General features: G+C 71.4%; 14 protein-coding genes, 1 tRNA gene and 1 rRNA gene. 3 read left to right on the top strand and 13 right to left on the bottom strand.

All coding sequences use genetic code 11. The features are described from left to right. Positions 1-25 precede the first annotated feature (25 nt). Together IEJ02_RS19555 and IEJ02_RS19550 are read left to right on the top strand one after the other, a co-directional pair. Positions 26-4,747 (top strand): ATP-dependent helicase, encoded by a 4,722-nt coding sequence (locus IEJ02_RS19555; RefSeq protein WP_191066062.1) that lies wholly within the window; start codon positions 26-28, stop codon positions 4,745-4,747. A gap of 150 nt (positions 4,748-4,897) precedes the next feature. After that, positions 4,898-5,704 carry an Fpg/Nei family DNA glycosylase gene (locus IEJ02_RS19550; protein WP_191066061.1) on the top strand — a complete coding sequence of 269 codons (807 nt, stop codon included), beginning with the start codon at positions 4,898-4,900 and terminating at the stop codon, positions 5,702-5,704. Here IEJ02_RS19550 and IEJ02_RS19545 read toward each other — a convergent pair. The 10 genes from IEJ02_RS19545 to IEJ02_RS19500 form a co-directional block, all read right to left on the bottom strand. Further along, positions 5,638-5,940 carry a hypothetical protein gene (locus IEJ02_RS19545; protein WP_191066060.1) on the bottom strand — a complete coding sequence of 101 codons (303 nt, stop codon included), beginning with the start codon at positions 5,938-5,940 and terminating at the stop codon, positions 5,638-5,640. The two genes, IEJ02_RS19550 and IEJ02_RS19545, sit on opposite strands and share 67 nt — an antisense overlap. 270 nt (positions 5,941-6,210) lie before the next feature. Beyond that, positions 6,211-6,693, bottom strand: coding sequence for a Dps family protein (locus IEJ02_RS19540; protein ID WP_137979838.1), 483 nt, complete (start codon positions 6,691-6,693; stop codon positions 6,211-6,213). Between the two features lie 145 nt (positions 6,694-6,838). After that, entirely contained in the window at positions 6,839-7,225 is a 387-nt protein-coding gene (locus tag IEJ02_RS19535) for a helix-turn-helix domain-containing protein (protein WP_020868033.1), read from the bottom strand. 109 nt (positions 7,226-7,334) lie between these two features. Continuing rightward, positions 7,335-7,853 (bottom strand): CinA family protein, encoded by a 519-nt coding sequence (locus IEJ02_RS19530; RefSeq protein ID WP_191066059.1) that lies wholly within the window; start codon positions 7,851-7,853, stop codon positions 7,335-7,337. Next, positions 7,850-8,485 carry a CDP-diacylglycerol--glycerol-3-phosphate 3-phosphatidyltransferase gene (pgsA, locus tag IEJ02_RS19525; protein WP_191066058.1) on the bottom strand — a complete coding sequence of 212 codons (636 nt, stop codon included), beginning with the start codon at positions 8,483-8,485 and terminating at the stop codon, positions 7,850-7,852. Before pgsA ends, IEJ02_RS19530 begins: the two co-directional genes overlap by 4 nt. Next, positions 8,482-9,978 (bottom strand): 30S ribosomal protein S12 methylthiotransferase RimO, encoded by a 1,497-nt coding sequence (rimO, locus tag IEJ02_RS19520; protein ID WP_191066057.1) that lies wholly within the window; start codon positions 9,976-9,978, stop codon positions 8,482-8,484. Before rimO ends, pgsA begins: the two co-directional genes overlap by 4 nt. Positions 9,979-10,041: 63 nt before the next feature. Then, positions 10,042-10,878, bottom strand: a complete 837-nt coding sequence (locus IEJ02_RS19515) for a helix-turn-helix domain-containing protein (protein WP_191066056.1) — start codon at positions 10,876-10,878, stop codon at positions 10,042-10,044. Positions 10,879-11,067: 189 nt separating this feature from the next. Beyond that, positions 11,068-13,914 (bottom strand): DNA translocase FtsK, encoded by a 2,847-nt coding sequence (locus IEJ02_RS19510; protein ID WP_191066055.1) that lies wholly within the window; start codon positions 13,912-13,914, stop codon positions 11,068-11,070. A gap of 177 nt (positions 13,915-14,091) precedes the next feature. Then, positions 14,092-14,769 (bottom strand): response regulator, encoded by a 678-nt coding sequence (locus tag IEJ02_RS19505; RefSeq protein WP_020868040.1) that lies wholly within the window; start codon positions 14,767-14,769, stop codon positions 14,092-14,094. A gap of 274 nt (positions 14,770-15,043) precedes the next feature. Further along, the gene (locus tag IEJ02_RS19500; protein ID WP_191066054.1) at positions 15,044-20,602 is read right to left on the bottom strand and encodes a HAMP domain-containing protein; all 5,559 of its coding nucleotides are present in this window, start codon (positions 20,600-20,602) and stop codon (positions 15,044-15,046) included. A 250-nt stretch (positions 20,603-20,852) separates the two neighbouring features. On the opposite strand from IEJ02_RS19500, the gene IEJ02_RS19495 reads away from it, so the two are divergent. Further along, entirely contained in the window at positions 20,853-23,486 is a 2,634-nt protein-coding gene (locus IEJ02_RS19495) for a SpoIIE family protein phosphatase (RefSeq protein WP_191066148.1), read from the top strand. Between the two features lie 84 nt (positions 23,487-23,570). Here IEJ02_RS19495 and IEJ02_RS19490 read toward each other — a convergent pair. The 3 genes from IEJ02_RS19490 to rrf form a co-directional block, all read right to left on the bottom strand. Beyond that, a tRNA-Thr gene (locus IEJ02_RS19490) sits at positions 23,571-23,643 on the bottom strand. Between the two features lie 60 nt (positions 23,644-23,703). Continuing rightward, the gene (locus IEJ02_RS19485; protein WP_191066053.1) at positions 23,704-24,402 is read right to left on the bottom strand and encodes a DegT/DnrJ/EryC1/StrS family aminotransferase; all 699 of its coding nucleotides are present in this window, start codon (positions 24,400-24,402) and stop codon (positions 23,704-23,706) included. A 105-nt stretch (positions 24,403-24,507) separates the two neighbouring features. Beyond that, positions 24,508-24,611 (bottom strand): 5S ribosomal RNA (rrf, locus tag IEJ02_RS19480); the annotation flags it as partial.

Here is a 24,611-nt window from a genome sequence, read left to right as displayed (position 1 = left end):
AGTGGTGCGGTGCACGATGGAGGGCATGGCAGGCTCGGCGCTCGACGGATTCTCCCCGGCCACCCGCGGCTGGTTCACGGGTGCTTTCACCGCGCCCACGCCCGCGCAGGAGGGCGCGTGGCGGGCGATCGGCGCGGGCTCGGACGTCCTGGTCGTCGCCCCCACCGGCTCGGGCAAGACCCTGGCCGCCTTCCTGGCCGCTCTGGACAAGCTGGCCGGTGAGCCGCCGCCCGCCGAGACGAAGAAGCGCTGCCGGGTGCTCTATGTCTCTCCACTGAAGGCCCTGGCGGTGGACGTCGAGCGCAATCTCCGCAGCCCGCTGACCGGTATCCGCCAGGAGGCGGTGCGGCTGGGCATGCCCGAGCCGGAGATCCGGGTGGGCACCCGCTCGGGCGACACCCCGGCCGCCGAGCGCCGCGCTCTGGCCACCCGCCCGCCGGACATCCTGATCACCACCCCCGAGTCGCTGTTCCTGATGCTCACCTCCGCCACCCGGGAGGCGCTGCGCGGGGTGGAGACCGTGATCCTGGACGAGGTCCACGCCGTCGCGGGCACGAAGCGGGGCGCCCATCTCGCGCTGTCCCTGGAGCGCCTCGACGAGCTGCTCGAGCGCCCCGCACGGCGCATCGGCCTGTCCGCGACCGTGCGGCCGGTGGACGAGGTGGCGCGGTTCCTGTCGCCGCGGCGCAAGGTGGAGATCGTCCAGCCGCCCTCGGGCAAGGAGTTCGACCTGTCGGTGGTCGTGCCCGTGGAGGACCTGGGCGAGCTGGGCGGCGCCCCCGCCCGGGAGGGCGAGGCGGGCGAGCGGCCGTCGATCTGGCCCCATGTGGAGGAGCGGATCACCGATCTGGTCCAGGCCCATCGCTCCACCATCGTCTTCGCCAACTCCCGCCGGCTGGCCGAGCGGCTGTGCAACCGGCTGAACGAGATCGCCTATGAGCGGGCCACCGGTGAGGCCCTGCCCGAGGACCACTCCCCCGCCGAGCTGATGGCCGAGGCCGGTGCGGCCCGGGGCGCGCCCGCGCTGCTGGCCCGCGCGCACCACGGCTCGGTGTCCAAGGAGCAGCGGGCGCTGGTCGAGGAGGACCTCAAGGCCGGCCGACTGCCCGCCGTCGTCGCCACCTCCAGCCTCGAGCTCGGCATCGACATGGGCGCTGTCGACCTGGTCGTCCAGGTCGAGTCGCCGCCCTCGGTGGCCTCCGGGCTGCAGCGGGTGGGCCGGGCCGGCCACCAGGTGGGCGCGGTCTCCACCGGCGTCGTCTTCCCCAAGTACCGCGGCGACCTGGTGCAGGCCGCGGTGGTCACCGAGCGGATGCGCGAGGGCGCCATCGAGTCGCTGCGGGTGCCCGCCAACCCGCTGGACGTGCTCGCCCAGCAGCTGATCGCCATGACCGCCATGGACACCTGGGACGTGGACGAGCTGCTGGCCCTGATCCGCCGCGCCGCGCCGTTCGCCTCGCTCCCGGAGTCGGCGTACACCTCGGTCCTCGACATGCTCGCGGGCCGCTACCCCTCCGACGCCTTCGCGGAGCTGCGGCCGCGCCTGGTGTGGGACCGCGTCGCCCATACGGTCACCGGCCGCCCCGGGGCGCAGCGGCTCGCGGTGACCTCCGGCGGCACCATCCCCGACCGCGGGCTCTTCGGCGTCTTCCTGGCGGGCGCCGACCCCAAGAAGGGCGGTGGCGGGCGACGGGTGGGCGAGCTCGACGAGGAGATGGTCTACGAGTCGCGGGTGGGCGATGTGTTCACCCTGGGCACCACCTCATGGCGGATCGAGGACATCACCCGCGACCGGGTCCTGGTCTCCCCCGCCCCCGGCGTCCCCGGCCGGCTGCCCTTCTGGAAGGGCGACCAGCTCGGCCGCCCCCTGGAGCTGGGCCGCGCCCTGGGCGCGTTCCTGCGCGAGGTGGGCGCGCTGCGGCCGGAGGACGCCCGCCTGCGGCTGCTGGCCGCCGGTCTGGACGCCTGGGCCGCCGAGAACGTCATCGGGTACCTGGACGAGCAGCGCCGCGCCTGCGGGCATGTGCCGGACGACCGCACGATCGTGGTGGAGCGGTTCCGCGACGAGCTGGGCGACTGGCGCGTGGTGGTCCACTCCCCCTTCGGCGCGCAGGTCCACGCCCCCTGGGCGCTCGCCCTGGGGGCCCGCCTCTCCGAGCGGTACGGCATCGACGCCCAGGTCATGCACGCCGACGACGGCATCGTGCTGCGGCTGCCCGACGCAGATCTGATGGGGCTTGACCTCCTCGACGCGGACCCGATGCGCCAGGGCGTGGAGTACGACACCGAGCAGTCCCCGGTGGGTGCGGCCGATGTCGCGTTCGACAAGGGCGAGATCAACCAGGTCGTCACCGACCAGGTCGGCGGCTCGGCGCTGTTCGCCTCCCGGTTCCGCGAATGCGCCGCGCGCGCGTTGCTGCTGCCCCGCCGCGACCCCGGCAAGCGCACCCCGCTGTGGCAGCAGCGCCAGCGCGCCGCGCAGCTCCTCCAGGTGGCGAGCGAGTTCGGTTCCTTCCCGATCGTCCTCGAAGCGGTCCGCGAATGCCTCCAGGACGTCTTCGACGTCCCCGGCCTCACCGAGCTGATGGGCGACATCGAGGCCCGCCGGGTCCGGCTGGTGGAGGTGACCACCCCCGAGCCGTCCCCCTTCGCCCGCTCGCTGCTCTTCGGCTATGTGGCGCAGTTCCTCTACGAGGGCGACTCCCCGCTCGCCGAGCGCCGCGCCGCCGCCCTCTCCCTCGACTCCCGGCTGCTGGCCGAGCTCCTGGGCCAGGCCGAGCTGCGCGAGCTGCTCGACGCCGACGTCCTGGCCGAGCTGGAGCAGGAGCTCCAGTGGCTCACCGAGGACCGCCGGATCAAGGACGCCGAGGGCGTGGCCGACGCCCTGCGGGTGCTCGGCCCGCTCACCGCCGCCGAGCTGGCCGAGCGCGGTGCCGAGCCCGGGTGGGCCGAGGACCTGGCCGGGGCCCGGCGCGCCATCCGGGTCCGGATCGCGGGCGAGGACCACTGGGCCGCGGTGGAGGACGCGGGGCGGCTGCGGGACGCGCTCGGCACGGCCCTGCCGGTCGGCGTCCCCGAGGCCTTCACCGAGCCGGTCAAGGACCCCCTCGGCGATCTGCTGGCCCGCCATGCCCGCACCCACGGTCCCTTCACCTCCGCCCAGGCCGCCGCCCGCTTCGGCCTCGGCGTGGCCGTCACCGAGGGCGCCCTGCACCGGCTCGCCGCGGGCGGCCGCGTCGTCCAGGGCGAGTTCCGCCCACCCATCACCCAGCACCACCCTTCTGACGATGCGCTGCGCGCGACCTCTTCCTTGAGCACCGGCCAGGAGTGGTGCGACGCGGCGGTGCTGCGCCGCCTGCGGCGCCGCTCCCTGGCCGCGCTGCGCCATGAGCTGGAGCCCGTGTCGCCCTCGGCGCTCGCCGCCTTCCTCCCGCAGTGGCAGCATCTGGGCACCCACAGCCTGCGCGGTATCGACGGGCTGGTGCGCGCGATCGAGCAGCTCCAGGGCGCGCCGGTCCCCGCCTCCGCCCTGGAGAAGCTGGTCCTGCCGTCCCGGGTGAGCGACTACACCCCCACGATGCTCGATGAGCTCAGCGCCTCCGGGGAGGTCGTCTGGGCCGGTGCGGGCGCACTGCCGGGCAAGGACGGCTGGATCACCCTGCACCTGGCCGACACCGCCCCGCTGCTGCTGCACACCCCGCACCCCCTCGAGGCGGGCCCCCTCCACCAGGCCGTCCTCGACTCTCTGGCCGGTGGGTACGGGCTGTTCTTCCGCCAGATCGCCGAGCAGGCCCGCGCCGCCGGGCACGAGTTCCTGGACCCCGAGCTCGCCGAGGCCCTGTGGGACCTGGTCTGGGCGGGCCGGGTCACCGGTGACACCCTCGCCCCGCTGCGCTCCCTGCTGGGCTCGGGCCGTACGGCGGGCTCCACGGCCCACCGCGCCAAGCGCACGGTCCCCCGGGGGCGCTATGGCGGCCTTACGGGCCGCACCGGCCGACCGGCGGCGTCGCGCAACGGCCCGCCCACCGTCGCCGGGCGCTGGTCCCTGCTGCCGGAGCGCGAGCCCGAGCCCACCCACCGCGCCCACGCCCTGGCACGCACCCTGCTCGACCGGCACGGCGTGGTCACCCGCGGGGCGGTCGCCGCCGAGGGGGTCGAGGGCGGCTTCTCCGCCGCCTACCGGGTGCTGTCCGCGTTCGAGGAGTCCGGCCAGGCGCGCCGCGGCTATGTGGTCGAGGGGCTCGGCGCCGCCCAGTTCGCGATGGACGGCGCCGTGGACCGGCTGCGCGCGGTCAGCACGGCCCGCGACCGCGCGGCGGCCCCTACCTTCGAGGGACCGCGTGGGCAGCCCCGGCGCGCCTTCGTGCTCGCCTCGGCCGACCCCGCCAACGCCTACGGTGCCGCTCTTCCCTGGCCCGATCCGCCCGTCGGCGCGAGCCACCGGCCGGGCCGTAAGGCGGGAGCGATGGTGGTGCTCGTCGACGGGGAGCTGACGCTCTACATGGAGCGGGGCGGCAAGACCCTGCTCGCCTGGCCCTCGGGCGAGGCCGAGGCCGCCTCCCCGGAGGACGACACCCGGCTGTGGACGGCGGTGGAGGCGCTGGCCGAGTCCGCCCGCGCGGGGGCGCTCGGCTCGGTCACCGTCGAGCGCGTCAACGGCGCCCAGGCGCTCTCGTCCCCGATCGGCAAGCTCCTGGAATCGGCGGGCTTCCACCCGACCCCACGGGGCCTCCGCCTGCGCCCTTGATCAACACCCGCCGTCTGCGCCTCTGCTCAACTCCCGGGGCTGTGCGCCGGAGCAACACCCGCCATCCGCGCCCCCGAACAACGGCCTTCGCCCGCGCCCCTGATCACCGGGCGCTCCCGTCGGCCCGCGGCCACCGGCATCATGGAGGGCATGCCCGAAGGAGACACCGTCTGGCAGACCGCACGGCGTCTGCACCAGGCCCTCGCGGGATCCCCGCTCATCCGCAGCGACCTGCGCGTCCCCCGGCTGGCGACCGCCGACCTCACCGGCCGCCAGGTGCTCGAGGTCGTCCCGCGCGGCAAGCATCTGCTGACCCGTGTCGAGGGCGGGCTGACCCTCCACTCCCATCTGCGGATGGACGGCTCCTGGCAGGTGTACGGGCCGGACGAGCGCTGGCGCGGCGGCCCGCACCACCAGATCCGGGCCATCCTCGCCAACGCCGCACACACCGCCGTCGGCTACCGCCTGCCCGTCCTGGAACTGCTCCGCACCGGCGACGAGGACCAGGTCGTCGGCCATCTCGGCCCCGATCTCCTCGGCCCCGACTGGGATCCGGACGAGGCGCTGCGCCGACTGCTCGCCGATCCCTCCCGGCCCCTGGGCGAAGCGCTGCTCGACCAGCGGAACCTCGCCGGGATCGGCAATGTCTACAAGTCCGAGCTGTGCTTCCTGCTGCGCGTGTCACCCTGGCTGCCGATCGGCGAGGTGACCTCCCCCGAGCGCCTGGTGACCCACGCCAAGAGGCTCCTGGAGGCCAACAGGAACCGGCGCGCCCGGATCACCACGGCCGAGTCGCGCCGCGACCGCAGACTATGGGTGTACGGGCGCCCGGGGCGGCCCTGTCTGCGCTGCGGTACGCCGGTGCGCGCCGCCGACCAGGGGCGCGCGGGTCAGGAGCGCTCGACCTTCTGGTGCCCGAGCTGCCAGGCGGGGCCACAGGGGCCGGATCCGTCCTGACGCGGAGGGCCTCCCCGGCGGCGGGTGCCGCCCCTTCTGGGCGAGGGACCGCAGTGCACCGGCAGTAGGCTCAGCCCCCAGCCGCCGATCGCTAACGCCCCCTCCACCGGCCCGGTCTCCCCCGGCTGCACCGCCAGCCGCAGTACGGACCACCACCAGACGCCGCCCAGAGCGAGCGCGAGCACCCATCGGACCGGCCTGAGGCCCTGGGTGTCGGCCCCTCCGACGGCTGCCATGACTGCCTCCTTCGGCGACGCTAGACGCCTGTTCGCACACGGCGGGAGGGCGCACAGGAGGCACGTCGGCGCGTGTCGGACACTCGCGCTCCCCCCAGTCTGCCCAGCCGGGCGATACGGCGCACCCAGAGCGAGCCACCGGGCCGGAACCACCGGGCCGGAACGCGGTGGCCTCAGCCGCCCGGGGCCGGGTCCGGCGTCTGGCCGCCTCAAGCCCACCGGGGCCCGGGCTCCGGCGCCTGGCGGCCTCAGGCGCACCGACCGCCGTATCTAGCCGCGCTGGCCGCCGTTCTCGGCCTGGAACATCCAGTGGTGCTTCTCCAGGTCGCGAGTGAGCTCGATGAGAATGTCCTGGGTCACCGGGTCCGGCTCGTCGGTCGCCCTGATGCGCTCCCGCATCCGCCCGATCACCGCTCCGAGGGCATCCACGAGCGTCCGGACGGCCTGCGCGTCATCGGTCCAGCCGTCCTTGACCGTGTCGACACCGCTGGTCGCGGCGACCGTCTGGGCCCGTCCGTCCGGCGGCACCCCGAGCGCAGAGGCCCGCTCCGCCACCGTGTCGGCATACTCCCTGGTCGACGCCACGACATCGTCGAGCTGCAGATGGACCGTGCGGAATCGCGGGCCCACGACGGTCCAGTGGATCTGCTTGCCCACCAAGTGGAGGTCGACGAGGTCGACGAGGGCGCCTTGCAGCGCATCGGCGACGATCTTGAGGTGCTCCTCCGGCAGCGGGCTCTTCACCACAGACATCCACTTCCTCCTGTTCGACCGTTCGGCCCCTCTTGATTGCCTCTCTTCATCCGGGGTGACCCGAATCCGGACGGACAAACATCGAGGCCCCGGGCCGGTATGGCTACCGGTCGGGGCCTCGGAGAGCTGGTTTCTCAGGGGGTTCTCAGGCCGCCACCACGTCCACGGCTTCCTTGGGCGTCTTGATGGTCACCCGCTCCTCCGGAACGCCCGTCACGGACGTCACAGAGACGGGATTGAGCACGGGCCGCATGGGCGCCGGCACCTTCTCGGTGGTGGACGCGGCCGACTCGGCCAGTTCGGCGAGCGACAGCTCGTCGCTGACCTCGCGCATGACCTGCGACATCCGTACCTCCAGGGCGTCGCAGATGGCCGACAGCAGCTCGGATGAGGCTTCCTTCTGGCCGCGCTCGACCTCTGACAGATAGCCGAGCGACACCCGGGCGGAGGAGGAAACCTCGCGCAGAGTACGGCCCTGGCGCTGGCGCTGCCGGCGCAGCACGTCACCCAGCAGGCGACGGAGCAGAATCATCGCTGGCTCCCTCCTCGGACCTCGGATCCGGATCCTTCTCGCCCCACCGTACCGCCTCCGGCTGTGCCCGTGCGGGGAGCGATGTCGTGTTCACTCAGGGCTGCAAACATCAAATCTCGTCGTGTTGTTCCGTATCCTTTGCCCCCGCCGTCGCGATCAATTCGCTGAACAGCAGCTTGACTGCGGCATGGACGGTCTGGCCGCGGATTCCGGCGCGGTCTCCTTCGAGTCGCAGCGCCGCCGCGGCCACCACGTCCGAAGGCCCTGCGACGGCCACATGAACGGTGCCCACGGGCTGTCCGTCCTGTGGTGTGGGACCCGCCACACCGGTGGTGGCCACGCCCCAGTCCGCGCCCAGCGCACGCCGTACGCCCCGGGCCATCTGGCGGGCCACCTCGGCGTCGACCGCGCCGCGCTCGGCCAGCAGGGCCCCATCCACGCCCAGCACCTCGCGCTTGAGGTCGGTGGCGTACGCCGTCACCGAGCCGCGGAAGGACCGGGAGGCGCCGTCCACCGAGGTCAGCTCGGCGGCGACCAGACCGCCGGTGAGCGATTCGGCGGCGGCCAGGGTCTGCCCGCGCCGCTCCAGCAGCGCCAGCACATCGGCCGCCGTCCCGCCGTCGCTCACTTCGTGGCCTCCTCCGTCGTCCGTCCCGCCCGGCGCAGCACGACCGCCTGCCGGACGTAGTCGAGGCCGGTGACCACGGTCAGGACGACGGCCACGGCCATCACCCAGAACCGCAGCGAGGCCAGCGGTCCGGTCAGCGCCAGGATGTACATCCCGACGGCGGTGCCCTGCGCGAGCGTCTTCATCTTTCCGCCCCGGCTGGCCGGGATGACCCCGATCCGGATCACCCAGAACCGCATCAGTGTGATTCCGATCTCACGGAAGAGGATCACTCCCGTCACCCACCAGGGGAGGTCGGACAGGGCCGACAGACAGATCAGCGCCGCGCCCATGATCGCCTTGTCCGCGATCGGATCGGCGATCTTCCCGAAGTCGGTGACCAGGTTGTACCGACGGGCCAGATGACCGTCGAAGAGATCGGTGATCATGGCGATGGCGAACGCCGCCCATGCGAAGGAGCGCCACGCCGGGTCGTACCCGCCATTGTGCAGCATCAACAACACAAACCCGGGCACCAGCAGCAGCCGCACCATGGTGAGGATGTTGGCGATGTTCCACAAACCGGCGGGCCTGACCGTGGCGGCGGCCGGTCGGTGGTGACCTCCCGCGGCGGAGGCCGGGACACCCGTCATCTGTCCGCCTCTCCGGTGGACGCGCCGCCACCCTGCCGCTCCAGCGGCTCAAGCGGCTCCGCGACGAGGTCCACTCCCTCCGTCGCGATCACCTTCGCTTCGACCATGCGGCCCGCCTCCGGCTCCCCGTCGGTGCGCAGCAGCGTCTGGCCATCGGTCTCCGGCGCCTGGTGGGCGCCACGGCCCAGGACCGCGCCGGTGTCGTCGATCTCCTCCACCAGGACCTCCACGACCTCGCCGAGCCGCTCCTCCGCCCGCTGGGCGGTCAGCTCCTCCGCGAGCCGCGAGACGCGCTCCAGGCGCTCCGCGACCACCTCCGGGTCGACCTTGTTCTCGTAACCGGCGGCCTCGGTGCCGTCCTCGTCCGAGTACCCGAAGACGCCGATCGCGTCCAGCCGCGCCGCATTGAGGAAACGCTCCAGCTCGGCCAGGTCCTCCTCGGTCTCGCCGGGGAAGCCGACGATGAAGTTGGACCGGGCGCCGGCCTGCGGCGCCTTGCCTCTGATCGTCTCCAGCAGCTCCAGGAACCGGTCGGTGTCCCCGAAGCGGCGCATGGCGCGCAGCACCCCGGGCGCCGAGTGCTGGAAGGACAGGTCGAAGTACGGCGCGACCTTCTCGGTCGAGGTGAGCACGTCGATCAGCCCGGGACGCATCTCGGCGGGCTGCAGATAGCTGACCCGGATCCGCTCGATGCCGTCCACCGCGGCCAGCTCCGGCAGCAGCGTCTCCAGCAGCCGGATGTCCCCGAGGTCCTTGCCGTACGAGGTGTTGTTCTCCGAGACCAGCATGATCTCCTTCACCCCCTGCTCGGCCAGCCAGCGGGTCTCGCCCAGCACATCGGAGGGGCGGCGGGAGATGAAGGAGCCGCGGAAGGACGGGATGGCGCAGAACGAGCACCGCCGGTCGCAGCCGGAGGCCAGCTTCACCGAGGCGACCGGGCTGGTGTCCAGTCTGCGCCGCAGCGGGGCCCGCGGCCCGGAGGCCGGGGCCACCCCCTCGGGCAGGTCCTCGGGCGCGGTGTCCTGGGCGTGGCCGGGGAGCGCCACCGAGGTGGCGTCCTGGCGCTCGGCGGGGCTGATCGGCAGCAGCTTGCGGCGGTCGCGCGGGGTGTGGGAGGCGTGGATGCCGCCGGAGAGGATGGTCTGGAGGCGGTCGGAGATATCGGCGTAGTCGTCGAAGCCGAGCACCCCGTCGGCCTCGGGCAGCGCATCGGCGAGCTCCTTGCCGTACCGCTCGGCCATGCAGCCGACGGCCACCACGGCCTGGGTGCGGCCGTGGTCCTTCAGATCGTTCGCCTCCAGCAGGGCGTCGACCGAGTCCTTCTTGGCGGCCTCGACGAAGCCACAGGTGTTGACGACGGCGACGTCCGCGTCGGCGGCTTCCTCGACGAGCTCCCAGCCGTCCGCCGCCAAGCGGCCTGCGAGCTCCTCCGAGTCCACCTCGTTACGGGCGCAGCCAAGAGTGACAAGGGCGACGGTGCGGCGTTCGGGCATGGGCTCAGACTACTTTGTCCCCACGACAGCCCCCGCTGCCAGGGCTGCCGATCCTCGCGCGGCTCAGCCCGCCTCGGGGTCTCCCTTGGTGTAGCTCAGCCGCTGGACGGCCCCGCTGGTGCCCACGTTCTTCACTTCCTTGCCGTTCACGAACAGCTTGATCGCGCCGGCGTTGCCCAGCACCAGGTCGATGCGCCTGCTGTCGCTGAAGGTCTTGGAGTCCCCCTCGCGCAGCACACCCTCCTCGATCAGCCGGCCGTTGTGGTCCTGGGCGGAGATCCAGCTCTGGCCGCCCTCGGCGGTCAGCTTGACGGTGACCTTGTCCGCCGGGACGCCCGCGATGGCGCTGTCGGACGGGTCGGGCTTGTGCGGGGTGGCGGGCTTGGAGGGGGCGGCGGTGTTGGTGGGCGCGGAGGCGCTGGCCTTGGGCGAGGCGGTGTCCTCGGCGACGCTCGAGCCGTCGCCGTCGCCGTCGCCGCCCCGGACCAGGGTGAAGCCCACGAATCCGACCACGGCGACGATCGCCGCGACCATCGCGGCCGTCCAGTTGGGGCGCCGGGGCTCGGGGCGGATCCGCTCGGCCTCGAACAGCGGCGCCGGCGCGGTCGGCGCGGGCCGGCCGCCGTGCTCGGCGTCGAACTGCGCGATCAGGGACTCCGGATCGAGGCCCACGGCGCGCGCGAGCACCCGGATGTGCCCCCGGGCGTAGACATCGCCGCCGCAGCGCGAGAAATCGTCCTGCTCGATGCCCCGCACGATGGGGGTGCGCACCCTGGTCGAGGAACTGACCTCGTCGACGGTCAGCCCCGCGGAGATACGGGCCTGCTGGAGGGCGCGACCGATGGAAGGCCGGTCGTCTTCGGGGGAGTTGCCGTCTTCGGGAAGGTTGCCGATGGACACGGGGGCGCCTTTCGAGCGTGAGCCACCTGCTGGAGGTTCAGTCTAGGGGTGGGGCGAAAGGGTCGGGCAAGCGGGAGGACGGAGTTTGTCCGCCATCGGGATTGCCGTTCGATCACGATTTTGGGGTCTCACTCCGCCACCTCCCTCAACTTGACGTTTCGGTAGGGGAAACGGTTGCCCGCCAAACCCTTATGAGTGAGCCTTACCGCGGATCACGTCGAGCACGCCATCCAATTCATCCGGCTTGACGAGCACATCGCGCGCCTTGGATCCCTCGCTCGGGCCGACGATGTTCCGGGACTCCATGAGATCCATCAGCCGCCCCGCCTTGGCGAAACCCACCCGCAGCTTGCGCTGAAGCATCGACGTCGAGCCGAATTGAGTGGAAACCACCAGCTCAGCGGCCTGACAGAGCAGATCGAGATCATCGCCGATCTCCTCGTCGATCTCCTTCTTCTTCGACGTCCCGACCGTCACGTCGTCGCGGAAGACCGGTGCCATCTGCTCCTTGCAGTGCGCGACGACCGCCTCGACCTCGGACTCGGTGACATACGCGCCCTGCATCCGGATGGGCTTGTTCGCACCCATCGGAAGGAAGAGGCCGTCGCCCTTGCCGATCAGCTTCTCGGCGCCGGGCTGGTCCAGGATGACGCGGCTGTCGGCCAGCGAGGAGGTGGCGAAGGCGAGTCGCGAGGGCACATTGGCCTTGATCAGACCGGTGACGACGTCCACGGAGGGCCGCTGGGTGGCCAGCACCAAGTGGATGCCGGCCGCGCGCGCCAGCTGCGTGATCCGCACGATCGAGTCCTCGACATCGCGCGGTGCGACCATCATCAAATCGGCCAGCTCGTCGACGATCACCAGCAGATACGGATAGGGCTTGAGCTCCCGCTCGCTCCCCTCGGGCTCCTTCACCTTCCCCCTGCGGACCGCCGCGTTGAAGTCGTCGATATGGCGGAAGCCGTAGGCCGCGAGGTCGTCATAGCGAAGATCCATCTCCCGTACGACCCATTGGAGCGCCTCGGCGGCGCGCTTGGGGTTGGTGATGATCGGTGTGATCAGATGCGGAATGCCCTCGTAGGCGGTCAGCTCCACCCGCTTGGGATCGACCAGCACCATCCGCACATCGTCCGGCGTGGCCCGAGCCATGATCGACGTGATCAGGCAGTTGATACAGGACGACTTGCCGGAACCGGTCGCGCCCGCCACCAGCACATGCGGCATGGTGGCCAGATTGGCCGCCACATAGCCGCCCTCGACGTCCTTGCCCAGCCCGACGAGCATCGGGTGGTCGTCGCCGACGGAGTCCGCCGAGCGCAGCACATCGCCCAGGTTGACCATCTCGCGGTCGCTGTTGGGGATTTCGATGCCGACGGCCGACTTGCCGGGGATCGGGCTGATAATACGAACATCGGGGCTGGCGACCGCGTAGGCGATGTTCTTGGTCAGCGCGGTGATCCGCTCGACCTTGACGGCCGGGCCGAGTTCCACCACATAGCGGGTGACCGTCGGGCCGCGAGTGAAGCCGGTGACGGCGGCGTCCACCTTGAACTCCGTGAACACCTTCGTCAGCGAGTCCACGACCGCGTCGTTGGCCGCGCTGCGGGTCTTGCCGGGGCCGCCGCGCTCCAGCAGCTCGAGCGAGGGCAGCGAGTAGGTGATGTCGCCGGAGAGCTGGAGCTGCTCGGCGCGCGGCGGCAACGGCTCGCCGGACTCGGCCGCGGGCCGGGTGAGATCGGGGACCTGCTGCGGATCCGCCTCGTCGGCCCTGTCCGGACGGCCCCTACCGGCCGCCGCCTTGCCCTTGGCACCGCCCTTCCCGGCGGCCCTTCCGGACTCCTTGTCGGCGTCGCGCGCGCCCGGCACCCCGCCGCTCGCGGCCCCGTCCTCGCGCTCGCCCGCGATCCCGTTGCTGAGCCCGGCGACGAGCGGCGAGGGCTGCACACCGTGCAGCACGGCCCCGTCCAGCGAGGCGGCGGCAGCGGCCGCCACGTCCACCGCGTCCAAGGGCCGGTCGAGCGGCGGTTGGGTGGACGACGAGCGGCGCGAGCGCCGACGCTTGCGCAGCGCCTCCTCCTCGGCCCGCTCCGGGCCTCCGGCACCGTCCGGGTCCTCTTTGGCGAGCGAGGCCCTGCGAGGCCGTCTGGCGGGCGTCTCGCGCCATTCGTCGGCGTACTCCGCCGCGTCGTACCCGGCCTCCGACGCGTACGCGTCCTCGTGGTCCCGCACCAGGCCCAGCCGGACGCCCAGCTGCCGCAGCCGCTGCGGAATGGCGGCGACCGGCGTCGCCGTGACCACCAGCAGCCCGAAGACGGTCAGCAGCACCAGCAGCGGTACGGCCAGCACGTCGCCCATCAGGTAGATCAGCGGCCGGGAGACGGCCCAGCCGATCAGACCGCCCGCGTCCTGCATCGCCTCGGTGCCCTGGCCGCGCCCCGGGGCGCCGCAGGCGATGTGCACCTGCCCCAGGACGCCGATGACGAGCGCCGAGAGCCCGATGACGATCCGCCCGTTGGCCTCCGGCCGCTCCGGGTGGAGGATCAGCCGGACGGCGATGGTGCCCAGCAGTATCGGCACCACCAGGTCGAGCCGGCCGAAGGCGCCGGTGATCAGCATCTCGACCAGCCTGCCGACCGGCCCGTCCAGATTGGACCAGGTGCCCGCCGCGACGATCAGGGCGAGGGCGAACAGCAGCAGGGCGCTGCCGTCCTTGCGGTGGGCCGGATCGAGTCCCTTGGCACCGCGTCCTATGCCGCGGAACATCGCCGCGAGGCCGCGCGCCATGCCCATCCACACGGCGCGCACGATGCGGAACACGCCGCTGGTGGGGTTCGGGGCGGGTGGCGGCGCCGCCTTTGCCGCCGCCTTCTTCGGCGCGGCCTTCTTCGCGGGCGCGGCGGACTTCTTGGCGGGTGCCTTCTTCGCGGGCGCCTTCTTGGCGGCCGCCTTCTTCGCCGCGCCTCCGGACTGCCCGGCGCGCTTCTTCGAGGTGCCCGCCGTGCTCTGGGAACCCTTGCCGGACGTACGAGAGGCCATGGAGGCGAGGTTACCCGCGTCCGCCGTACGGAGCACGCATGGCGGGGGTATCAGGCGCCACCGACGTCACTCCGGTGCCGCCGCGCCGACGAGGCGGTGAGACGGCCGTGACGGCGTGTCAAAGTGCGGGTGACCGGTCGGCGATGACCGACCGACGGTGACGGTGGGGCAGCGGGGTCAGTTCTGTGAGGGGACCTGGCCGGCTCCGCTGCCCGCGCCCGGCTCCAGCGCGTCCAGCGCCCGCCGCAGACCGGTCAGCTTGCGCTCCAGATGGGCCGCCGTGGCCACGGCCGCGGCGTCGGCCGACTCGTCCAGCTGCTTGGACAACGCCTCGGCCTGCTCCTCGACGGCGGCGAGCCGCGCGGACAGCTCGGCGAGCAGCCCCGCCGACTCCTTGGCCTCCCCGGCGGCGGGCTGGCCGCCCTCCAACTGCAGCCGCAGCAGCGACGCCTGCTCCCGCAGCTGGCAGTTCTTCATGTACAGATCCACGAAGACCGAGACCTTGGCTCTGAGCACCCACGGGTCGAAGGGTTTGGAGATGTAGTCCACCGCGCCGGCCGCATAGCCCCGGAAGGTGTGGTGCGGGCCGTGGTTGATCGCGGTGAGGAAAATGATCGGGATGTCGCGGGTCCGCTCCCGGCGCTTGATGTGCGCCGCGGTCTCGAACCCGTCCATGCCCGGCATCTGGACGTCCAGCAGAATCACCGCGAAGTCGTCCGTCAGCAGCGCCTTGAGCGCTTCCTCCCCTGACGATGCCCGCACCAGGGTCTGATCGAGCGCGGAGAGAATGGCCTCCAGCGCCAGCAGATTCTCCGGCCGGTCATCGACCAGGAGGATCTTGGCCTTCTGCACCATGCCCCGTCCTCCTCGTCCCGGCTTGGGGTCTCCCCAGCTCGCAGAGCTGGGGGAAGCACCGGGCGCCGCCCCAGGGGACGACTCCCTTGCGCCGCCCGTCCTTGTGCCGGTCATGGTAGCCGCACCCCGCTGTTCGCCACACCCTGTCACCGCGATGTCACTGTGCACGTAGCAGAAACGCGGTGGGAGACCAGAAGGTTCCCCGAATACCGCGTTCCCACACGTGTTCGGCGACACTCAGTCAACACCACGGCTGTCCCGCGCGTACCCCGGGTCACTCCACTGACATCCAGTGCTCCATCACCGTCAGGAGATGATCGGTATCGACCGGCTTGGTGACGTAGTCCGACGCGCCCGCGTCGATGCTCTTCTCCCGGTCGCCCTTCATCGCCTTCGCGGTGAGGGCGATGATCGGCAACCCGGCGAACTGCGGCATCCTGCGGATCGCGGCCGTCGTGGCGTAGCCGTCCATCTCGGGCATCATGATGTCCATCAGGACCAGCACGACATCGTCGTGCTGCTCCAGGACCTCGATGCCCTCCCGGCCGTTCTCCGCGTACAGCACCTGTAGCCCGTGCTGCTCCAGCACACTGGTCAGCGCGAAGACATTACGGATGTCGTCGTCGACGATCAACACCTTTTCGCCGTGGAAGCCGCCCGTCGGCTCCGGGGCCACCAGGTCCTGGCCGCCCAGCAGCCACGGCTCGGGGGCCTGCGCCTGCCCCCGGCGACGGCCCGCCGACCGGTCGCCCGACTCCGTCTCCGGCTGCGGCGGGGCCTGCTCCGCATCGGCCCGCGACGCCTCCTCGGCCCGCTGACGCCGCCGGAACAGCCCGGAGCCGCCATGGCCGCGCGACGCCTGGGAGCCGTCGGAGGCGTCCTGTGCGGCCTCCTCCCGCTCCGCCGCGGCACCGTGCTCCTCGGCCTCCTCCACGGCGCTGGGAAGCGCCTCGAGCGCCAGCGGGCCCCGGGCCGAGCTGCTCGGCGCGAGCTGCGGGTAGCCCTGGGGCGGCAGCTCGCTGGGGTGCAGCGGCAGGTAGAGGGTGAACGTCGAGCCGCGGCCCGGCTCGCTGGCCGCGTGGATCTCGCCGCCCAGCAGCCGGGCGATCTCCCGGCTGATGGACAGGCCCAGTCCGGTGCCGCCGTACTTACGGCTGGTGGTGCCGTCGGCCTGCTTGAACGCCTCGAAGATCACCCGCATCTTGCTCGCCGCGATGCCGATACCGGTGTCGGTCACCGAGAACGCGATCATCTCGGCGTCCGCGTCGCGCAGCGCACCGTGCTCCAGCAGCTGCTCCCGGATGGCGTGCGGCACATCCGCGCCCGCCGGCCGGATGACCAGCTCCACGGCGCCGCTGTCGGTGAACTTCACCGCGTTGGACAGCAGATTGCGCAGCACCTGCAGCAGCCGCTGCTCGTCGGTGTGCAGCGTCGCCGGGAGCTCCGGCGACACCCTTACGGAGAAGTCCAGGCCCTTCTCCGCGGTCAGCGGCCGGAAGGTGGCCTCCACATAGTCGACGAGCTGGACCAGGGCGATACGGGTCGGGCTGACGTCCATCTTGCCCGCCTCGACCTTCGACAGGTCCAGGATGTCGTTGATCAGCTGCAGCAGGTCCGAGCCCGCGCCGTGGATGGTCTCGGCGAACTCCACCTGCTTCGGCGAGAGGTTGCCGTCGGCGTTGTCGGCCAGCAGCTTGGCCAGGATCAGCAGCGAGTTGAGCGGCGTGCGCAGCTCGTGCGACATGTTCGCCAGGAACTCGCTCTTGTAGCGCATCGAGACGGCGAGCTGCTCGGCGCGCTCCTCGAGCACCTGCCGGGCTTCCTCGATCTCGGTGTTCTTGACCTCGATGTCGCGGTTCTGGCGGGCCAGCCGCTCGGACTTCTCCTCCAGCTCGGCGTTGGACGCCTGGAGTGCCTTCTGCCGGTTCTCCAGCTCGGCCGACCGCTCGCGCAGCTGCTCGGTCAGCTCCTGCGACTGCTTCAGCAGCACCTCGGTCTTGGTGTTGACGCTGATGGTGTTGACGCTGGTGCCGATCATCTCGGCGATCTGGTTGAGGAAGTCCTTCTGGATCTGGGCGAACGGCTGGAACGAGGCCAGCTCGATCACGCCGAGCAGCTGCCCCTCGAAGAGCACCGGCAACACGATCACATGGGCCGGAGCCGCCTCACCCAGACCCGAGGCAATCTTGAGATAGCCCGGTGGCACGTTCTCCACCAGGATCGGGCGCTTCTCCTCGGCCACCGTGCCGATCAGCGTTTCACCGGGCTTGAAGCGCGTGGGCATCGAGCCGTAGGTGTAGCCGTAGGAGCCGACCAGCAGCAGTTCGTAGCCGTCGTCGGAGGTGCTGTCCGCGACCACCTCGGTGCCCTCGCCGGGCGGCACGGCCAGGAAGAACGCGCCGTGCTGGGCGGAGACCACCGGCGTCAGCTCGCTCATGATCAGCCGGGCGACGTCCTCCAGGTCGCGGCGGCCCTGCATCAGGCCGGAGATCCGGGCGAGGTTGCCCTTGAGCCAGTCCTGCTCCTTGTTGGCGAGCGTGGTCTCGCGCAGGTTGGCGATCATGGTGTTGATGTGGTCCTGGAGGACCTGGATCTCGCCGGAGGCGTCCACGTCGATCTTGAGGTTGAGGTCGCCGCGGGTCACCGCGGTGGCCACCTCGGCGATGGCGCGCACCTGACGGGTCAGGTTCCCGGCCATCTCGTTCACCGACTCGGTCAGGTCCTTCCAGGTGCCGGCCACGTCCCGCACCCGCGCCTGGCCGCCCAGCTGGCCCTCGGTGCCCACCTCACGGGCCACCCGGGTCACCTGGTCGGCGAACGACGAGAGCTGGTCCACCATCGTGTTGATGGTCGTCTTCAGCTCGAGGATCTCGCCGCGTGCCTCGATGTCGATCTTCTTGGTCAGATCGCCCTGGGCGATGGCCGTGGTGACCATGGCGATATTGCGGACCTGGCCGGTCAGGTTGGACGCCATCGAGTTCACGGACTCGGTGAGGTCCTTCCACGTCCCCGAGACGCCGGGCACCCGGGCCTGGCCGCCCAGGATGCCGTCCGTGCCCACCTCGCGGGCCACGCGGGTGACCTCGTCGGCGAACGAGGACAGCGTCGTCACCATCGTGTTGACGGTGTCGGCCAGCGCCGCGACCTCGCCGCGCGCCTCGACCGTCACCTTCTTCGTCAGATCGCCGTTGGCGACCGCGGCCGAGACCTGCGAGATGTTCCGCACCTGGATGGTCAGGTTATTGGCCATCAGATTGACGTTGTTGCTCAGGTCCTTCCAGATTCCGGTCACGCCCGGAACCCGCGCCTGGCCGCCCAACTGCCCCTCGGTACCCACCTCACGGGCCACCCGGGTGACCTGCTCGGCGAACGACGACAGCTGGTCCACCATCGTGTTCACCGTGGTGACCAGCTCCAGGATCTCGCCCTTGGCGTCGACGGTGATCTTCTTCGACAGATCGCCCTTGGCGACCGCCGTCGTCACCTCCGCGATCGAACGCACCTGGGACGTCAGGTTGTTGGCCATGCTGTTGACGGACTGGGTGAGGTCCTTCCACGTCCCGGAGACGCCCTGCACCTCGGCCTGGCCGCCCAGCTGGCCCTCGGTGCCCACCTCCCGGGCGACCCTGGTGACCTCCTCCGCGAAGGACGACAGCTGGTCGACCATCGTGTTCAGGGTGTTCTTCAGCTCCAGGATCTCGCCGCGCGCATCGACGTCGATCTTCTGGGAGAGGTCACCGCGCGCGACCGCCGTGGCCACCTGGGCGATATTGCGCACCTGGGCGGTCAGGTTGCCCGCCATGCCGTTCACCGAGTCGGTCAGATCGCGCCAGACGCCCGCCACACCGGGCACCTGCGCCTGACCGCCCAGCCGACCGTCCGTACCCACCTCGCGGGCGACCCGGGTCACCTGCTCGGCGAAGTCGGAGAGCTGGTCGACCATCGTGTTGATGGTGTTCTTCAGCTCCAGGATCTCGCCGCGCGCGTCCACCTCGATCTTCTGCGACAGATCGCCGCGCGCGACCGCCGTCGTCACCTGAGCGATACCGCGCACCTGCGCCGTCAGGTTCCCGGCCATGGAGTTCACGGAGTCGGTCAGGTCCGCCCAGACGCCGCTGACCCCGTCCACCCGGGCCTGACCGCCCAGCCGGCCCTCGGTGCCCACGTCCCGCGCCATCCTGGTGACCTGGTCGGCGAACGAGGACAGCTGGTCCACCATGGTGTTCACGGTGTTCTTCAGCTTGAGCATCTCGCCGGAGACGTCGACGGTGACCTTCTGCGACAGGTCGCCGTTCGCCACCGCCGTCGTCACCTGGGCGATGTTGCGCACCTGTCCGGTGAGGTTCCGGAACGCGGTGTTCACCGAATCGGTGAGATCCTTCCACGTCCCCGCCGCACCCGGCACCTGCGCCTGACCGCCCAGCTCGCCCTCGACGCCGATCTCCCGGGCGACCCGCGTCACCTCGGCGCCGAACGACTGCAGCTGGTCCACCATCGTGTTGACGGTGTTCTTCAGCTCCAGCATCTCTCCGGCCACATCGACCGTGACCTTCTGCGACAGATCGCCGTTCGCCACCGCCGTCGTCACCTGGGCGATGTCCCGCACCTGCGCGGTGAGGTTCCGGAACGCGGTGTTCACCGAATCGGTGAGATCCTTCCACGTCCCCGCCGCACCCGGCACCTGCGCCTGACCGCCCAGCAGCCCCTCGGCGCCGACCTCGCTGGCCACCCGCGTGACCTCGTCCGCGAAGGTGCGCAGCGTCTCGGTCATGGTGTTGATCGTGTCGGCGAGCTGCGCGACCTCGCCGCGTGCGCTCACCGTCACCTTCTGCGACAGATCACCGTTGGCGACCGCCGTGGTGACCTGGGCGATCCCGCGCACCTGCGCGGTCAGGTTCCCGGCCATGAGGTTGACGGAGTCGGTGAGGTCCTTCCAGACGCCCGCGACGCCCGGCACCTTCGCCTGGCCGCCGAGCTCGCCCTCGGTGCCCACCTCACGGGCGACCCTGGTCACCTCGGAGGCGAAGGAGGAGAGCTGGTCCACCATCGTGTTGACGGTTTCCTTCAGCTCGAGCATCTCCCCGGACACATGAACCGTGACCTTCCGGGACAGGTCACCCTTGGCCACCGCCGTGGTCACGAGAGCAATGTCACGCACCTGGGCGGTGAGCCGGGACGCCATCGTGTTGACGGACTCCGTGAGGTCCTTCCACGAACCCGACATTCCGCGCACCCGGGCCTGACCGCCCAGCTTGCCCTCGGTGCCGACCTCACTCGCGACCCGCGTCACCTCGTCGGTGAACGCCGAGAGCTGATCCACCAGGCCGTTGACCGTGCGGCCCACCTTGAGGAACTCGCCCCGCAGCGGATGCGCCGACCCGTCGGCGCCCTGCGCCCGCAGGTCCATGCGCTGCTCCAGGTCGCCCTCGGCGACCGCCGACAGCACCCGGCCCACCTCGGACACCGGCCGTACGAGATCGTCCACCAGGGCGTTGGACGCGTCAATGGCCGCGGCCCACTGCCCCTCACAGGCGCCGGTCTCCAGCCGCTCGGTGAGCTTGCCCTCGCGGCCGACCACCCGCCGCACCCGGGTCAGCTCGCCCGTGAGCTGCAGATTGCGGTCCGCGACCTCGTTGAAGACCGCGGCGATCTCGGACATCACGCCCTCGCCCGAGACCGTGAGCCGCTTGCGGAAGTTCCCGTCCCGCATGGCCGTCATCGCGGTCAGCAGCCGGTTCAGGGCCGCCGTCTCCACTTCAGTCGTCCCATTGCTCCGGGACCGTCCGCCTTTCGCGCGCGTATTCGTGCCCCGCGCCGCTGCGCCAGACTCCACCGTGTCCCTCCCGCAGGGTTGACCGTCCTCGTCGGGTTCTTCTTCCAGCTTCCCCAGTGTTTCACCATGCCCCAACCAGGCCATAACAGTTCGGCAGCATCCCACACCGCCGAGGGCACCTCTGGGTGGAATCGAAGCCGACCGGCATTCGCGACGGCATCGGTGGTAAGTAACCTGGCAACCGGCCAGGGCATCGGAGGGGCGCTGCGACATGGGTGAGCAGATCGCCGAGACACTTATGAGGAGACCTGTGATCACCGCGCGGGCAGCCGCCACCTTCGAGCCGGTGGGACGCTCGGTCGCCGCCGCCCGCACCTTTGTCCGGGACACCCTCCAGGGGTGGGGCCTCACCGACATCGTGGACGACGCCGTCGTCCTGACCAGCGAACTCGTCACCAACGCGGTGGTGCACGCCGGTACCACCGCCGACGTTGTGTGCATCCGCGCCGACACCGGCGTACGCGTCGAGGTCGCCGACCGCTACCCCGAGCGCGAGGTCCCGCTGCAGAGCAACGGCGGCCACCACTTCGGCCACCCCGACCGCGAGGGCGGCCGCGGTCTGCTGCTGTGCGCCGCGCTCGCCGCCCGCTGGGGCGTCGAGTACACCGCGACCCACAAGCAGGTCTGGTTCCAGCTCGACTTCCCCGACCGCCCGGCCGGCACCCGGGCCGCCGGACCCGCCCTGCCCTCCAGCGCCCTGCCCATCGCCGACTCCCGGGTACGGGTCGGCGTCGTCCAGGTCGACAGCGGCGGACTGATCAGCGCCTGGAACGAGGACGCTCAGGAACTGTTCGGTTACCAGCCGGAACAGATCATCGGCAAGCCGCTGACCGACCTCGCGGCCTGGCCGCACACCCCCGGCACCAGCACCGGTGTCGCCGAGGCACTCCTGCTCTCCCGCTGGGAGGGCTCCTACGGCATCCGCGGCGCCGACGGCCGGGTCTCCCCCGTCTACGCCTCCCATCTGCGCATCCGCGACGCCGAGGGCGAGCCGTCCACCGTCTGTCTGCTGGTGCGCGACCGCGAGCGCGCGGTGCTCCAGAGCCCGATGCGCGGTGCGAACGTGGACACCGCCGAATCCGCCGAGCGGGGCCCGGCCACCGACGCCTTCGAGGTCTTCATCGGCTCCCCGGCCCCCGACGACCTCGACGGACTGCTCCAGCGCACCGTCGAGCGGGCCCGCGACATGCTCGACGGCGACGCCGCCTATCTGCTGCTCGCGACCGACGACGAGACCGAGCTGGAGGTCCGCGCCTCCACCGGGCTGCCCTCCGCCCGCCAGCGCTTCGCCCGCGTCCCCGTCGAAGCGGGCACCGGGCGCTATGGCTCGGCCCGGATGCCCGCCGTGCACGAGGACCTGTCCGCGGTGCCCGGCGCCGTTCCCCTGCTGGTGAACACCGGGATGCGCTCCGTGGTCACCGTCCCGCTGAAGGTCGAGGGTCGGCTCACCGGCTCGCTCGGCGTCGCCGCCGAGTCCCCCGCCCGCTACAGCAACGAAGAGGCCCTGCGGCTGCAGTTCGCCGCCGACCGCATCGCCCTCGCCGTCGAGCGCGCCCGCCTCACCGAGCTGGAGCGGCTGCGCCGCGGCTCCCTGTCCTTCCTCGTCGAGGCGTCCGACCTCCTGGCGGGCACCCTGGACCGCGATCAGACGCTGGCGCTCATGGCCCAGATGACGGTGCCCACGCTGGCCAGTTGGTGCGCCGTCTATACGGTCGCCGACCAGGCGTCCGAGCCCGAGCTGTCGTATGTTCTGCATGAGGACGAGGACCGCATCGACGGGCTCAAGGCCCTGCTGATGAAGATCGATCCACCGGAGCAGGTCCCCACCGGCGGCGCCCGCAGCTGGTCCGGCCCCTATGACGCGGCCCATGCCGCCGCTCTGCGCACCTCGCTGCGCAGCCTCAGCCTCGGCGACTCCGCCCGCCCCTCCTCCGGCCCCGGAGCCTCGCTCGCGACCGCCTCCGCGGTCGGCGGGGAGACGGTCGTGCTGCCGCTGGTGGCCCGCAACCGCGTCATCGGCATGCTCATCCTCGGCAAGCCCACCGACGAGCACTTCCGCCAGGAGAACCTGGAGCTGGCCGAGGACCTCTCCCGCCGGGCCGCGCTCGCCCTGGACAACGCACGGCTCTACTCGGAGCGCACCGCCATCAGCCAGTCCCTGCAGCGCAGTCTGCTGCCGCCCGAGCAGCCCGAGGTCCCCGGAGTCGAGGTCGAGGTCATCTACCGCGCGGCGGGCGAGGGCAACGAGGTCGGCGGCGACTTCTACGACCTCTTCCCGATCCGCGACGGGGCGTACGGCTTCGCCATCGGCGACGTCTGCGGCACCGGACCGGAGGCCGCCGCGGTCACCGGACTCGCCCGGCACGCCCTGCGGCTGCTCGCCCGCGAGGGCTTCGGCGGCCCGGCGGTCCTGGAGCGGCTCAACGCGGCGATCCTCGACGAGGGCGCCCGCAGCCGCTTCCTGACCCTCCTCTACGGGGAGTTGTGGCCGCAGCACGACGGCAGCGCGGTGCTCAAGGTCGTCTGCGCCGGACATCCGCTCCCGCTCCGGCTGCGCCAGGACGGCAGCGTGGAGGCGGCGGCCGAGCCCCAGCCGCTGCTCGGCGTCATGGAGGACCTCGAGCTGTACGAGCAGACGGTGACGCTCGACCCGGGCGATGTGCTGCTGTGCGTCACCGACGGGGTGACGGAGCGGCGCGAGGGCACCAGGATGCTCGGCGATGACGGCCTTATCGACGTCCTCACGACCTGCACCGGCCTTACGGCGGGCGCGGTGGCCGCCCGGGTGCTGCGGGCGGTCGAGCGCTTCGCGGCGGAGCCGCCGTCCGACGACATGGCGATCCTGGCGATGCGCGTCCCGGAGCCCGAGCCCGCCGACGCCTGAGGCGGCCGGGCGGGCCGGGGCGCCCCGGACGCCTGCCCGAACATGACGAAGGCCCCCGCCATATGGCGGGGGCCTTCGCAGGAGAGCCCCAATACGGAATCGAACCGTAGACCTTCTCCTTACCATGGAGACGCTCTGCCGACTGAGCTATTGGGGCGCGTCGACGAGATCGATCATACCCGAACTCGGGTGCGCTCCCGACCACCCGCCCCGTGACTCAGGCGGCTGACTGCAGCAGCCCACCCAGCGCGTTGCAGGCCGAGACCACGCGCTGCAACTCCCGCCGCGACATGGTCGGATCGACGGGCAGCGCCAGGCACTCATCGGCCGCGCGCTCGGTCTCCGCGAGCCACAGATCGCGCCGGAAGCGCGCGGTGCGGTGCGCGGGCGTCTGTACGGGAACATGGCATACGACGCCGCGAGAACGCAGCGTACGGGCGAAGGCGTCCCGGTCCGGCCGGCCGTTGCCGGGGACCCGGACGACGTATTGCTGGTAGGTGTGTTCCACGCCGGGCGCGACCGACGGCGTGAGGACGCCACGCAGCTTTCCGTCCAGATAGGCCGCGTTGGCCTGCCGCCGCAGTATCTCCCCGGCGGGCTCAGCGGCAGCCCCGTATCCGATCACCAGCACGCCGTGCCGCCGGCCGAGCTCGGTGAGGGCCGCCATGTCGGCGGGATGTCCGAAGGTGTGAATGGCCACGATGGCCGCGGTCCTGGGCGTCAGCGCCTCGGCCACCGCGGCCGGGTCTATGCAGTAGGTATGGGCGTCGATGTCCACGAACACCGGCCTGGCGCCGGCCAGCAGCACCGCTTCCGCGGCTTCGGGAGTGCCGTAGGACGGCACGATGACCTCGTCGCCCGGCCGCACACGCGCCCGGGTCAACTCATGCAGCAGCTCATCCGTAGGAGTCCCCATGAGCGGCATCGTGCCCAGACAACATGAACACCGAGTGGCCCGCAACACAACAAGAGAAGAGCCCTGCCGGTGACCGAAGTCCCGACAGGGCTCTCTGCAAAATTTGTTCGGCGGCGTCCTACTCTCCCACAGGGTCCCCCCTGCAGTACCATCGGCGCTGAAAGGCTTAGCTTCCGGGTTCGGAATGTAACCGGGCGTTTCCCTAACGC

This window comes from Streptomyces sp. 5-10, from assembly GCF_014712245.1.
Classification (GTDB): Bacteria; Actinomycetota; Actinomycetes; order Streptomycetales; family Streptomycetaceae; genus Streptomyces; species Streptomyces violaceusniger.
The sequence above is the reverse complement of the archived record's forward strand: the minus strand, read 5'-3'. Positions and strand labels throughout refer to the sequence as shown.

Bases quoted from the DNA above. Each gene is read 5' to 3' on its own strand.
- IEJ02_RS19555 (WP_191066062.1), top strand. From the start codon at position 26: ATGGCAGGCTCGGCGCTCGACGGATTCTCCCCGGCCACCCGCGGCTGG.
- IEJ02_RS19550 (WP_191066061.1), top strand. From the start codon at position 4,898: ATGCCCGAAGGAGACACCGTCTGGCAGACCGCACGGCGTCTGCACCAG.
- IEJ02_RS19545 (WP_191066060.1), bottom strand. From the start codon at position 5,940: ATGGCAGCCGTCGGAGGGGCCGACACCCAGGGCCTCAGGCCGGTCCGA.
- IEJ02_RS19540 (WP_137979838.1), bottom strand. From the start codon at position 6,693: ATGTCTGTGGTGAAGAGCCCGCTGCCGGAGGAGCACCTCAAGATCGTC.
- IEJ02_RS19535 (WP_020868033.1), bottom strand. From the start codon at position 7,225: ATGATTCTGCTCCGTCGCCTGCTGGGTGACGTGCTGCGCCGGCAGCGC.
- pgsA (WP_191066058.1), bottom strand. From the start codon at position 8,485: ATGACGGGTGTCCCGGCCTCCGCCGCGGGAGGTCACCACCGACCGGCC.
- rimO (WP_191066057.1), bottom strand. From the start codon at position 9,978: ATGCCCGAACGCCGCACCGTCGCCCTTGTCACTCTTGGCTGCGCCCGT.
- IEJ02_RS19510 (WP_191066055.1), bottom strand. From the start codon at position 13,914: ATGGCCTCTCGTACGTCCGGCAAGGGTTCCCAGAGCACGGCGGGCACC.
- IEJ02_RS19505 (WP_020868040.1), bottom strand. From the start codon at position 14,769: ATGGTGCAGAAGGCCAAGATCCTCCTGGTCGATGACCGGCCGGAGAAT.
- IEJ02_RS19485 (WP_191066053.1), bottom strand. From the start codon at position 24,402: ATGGGGACTCCTACGGATGAGCTGCTGCATGAGTTGACCCGGGCGCGT.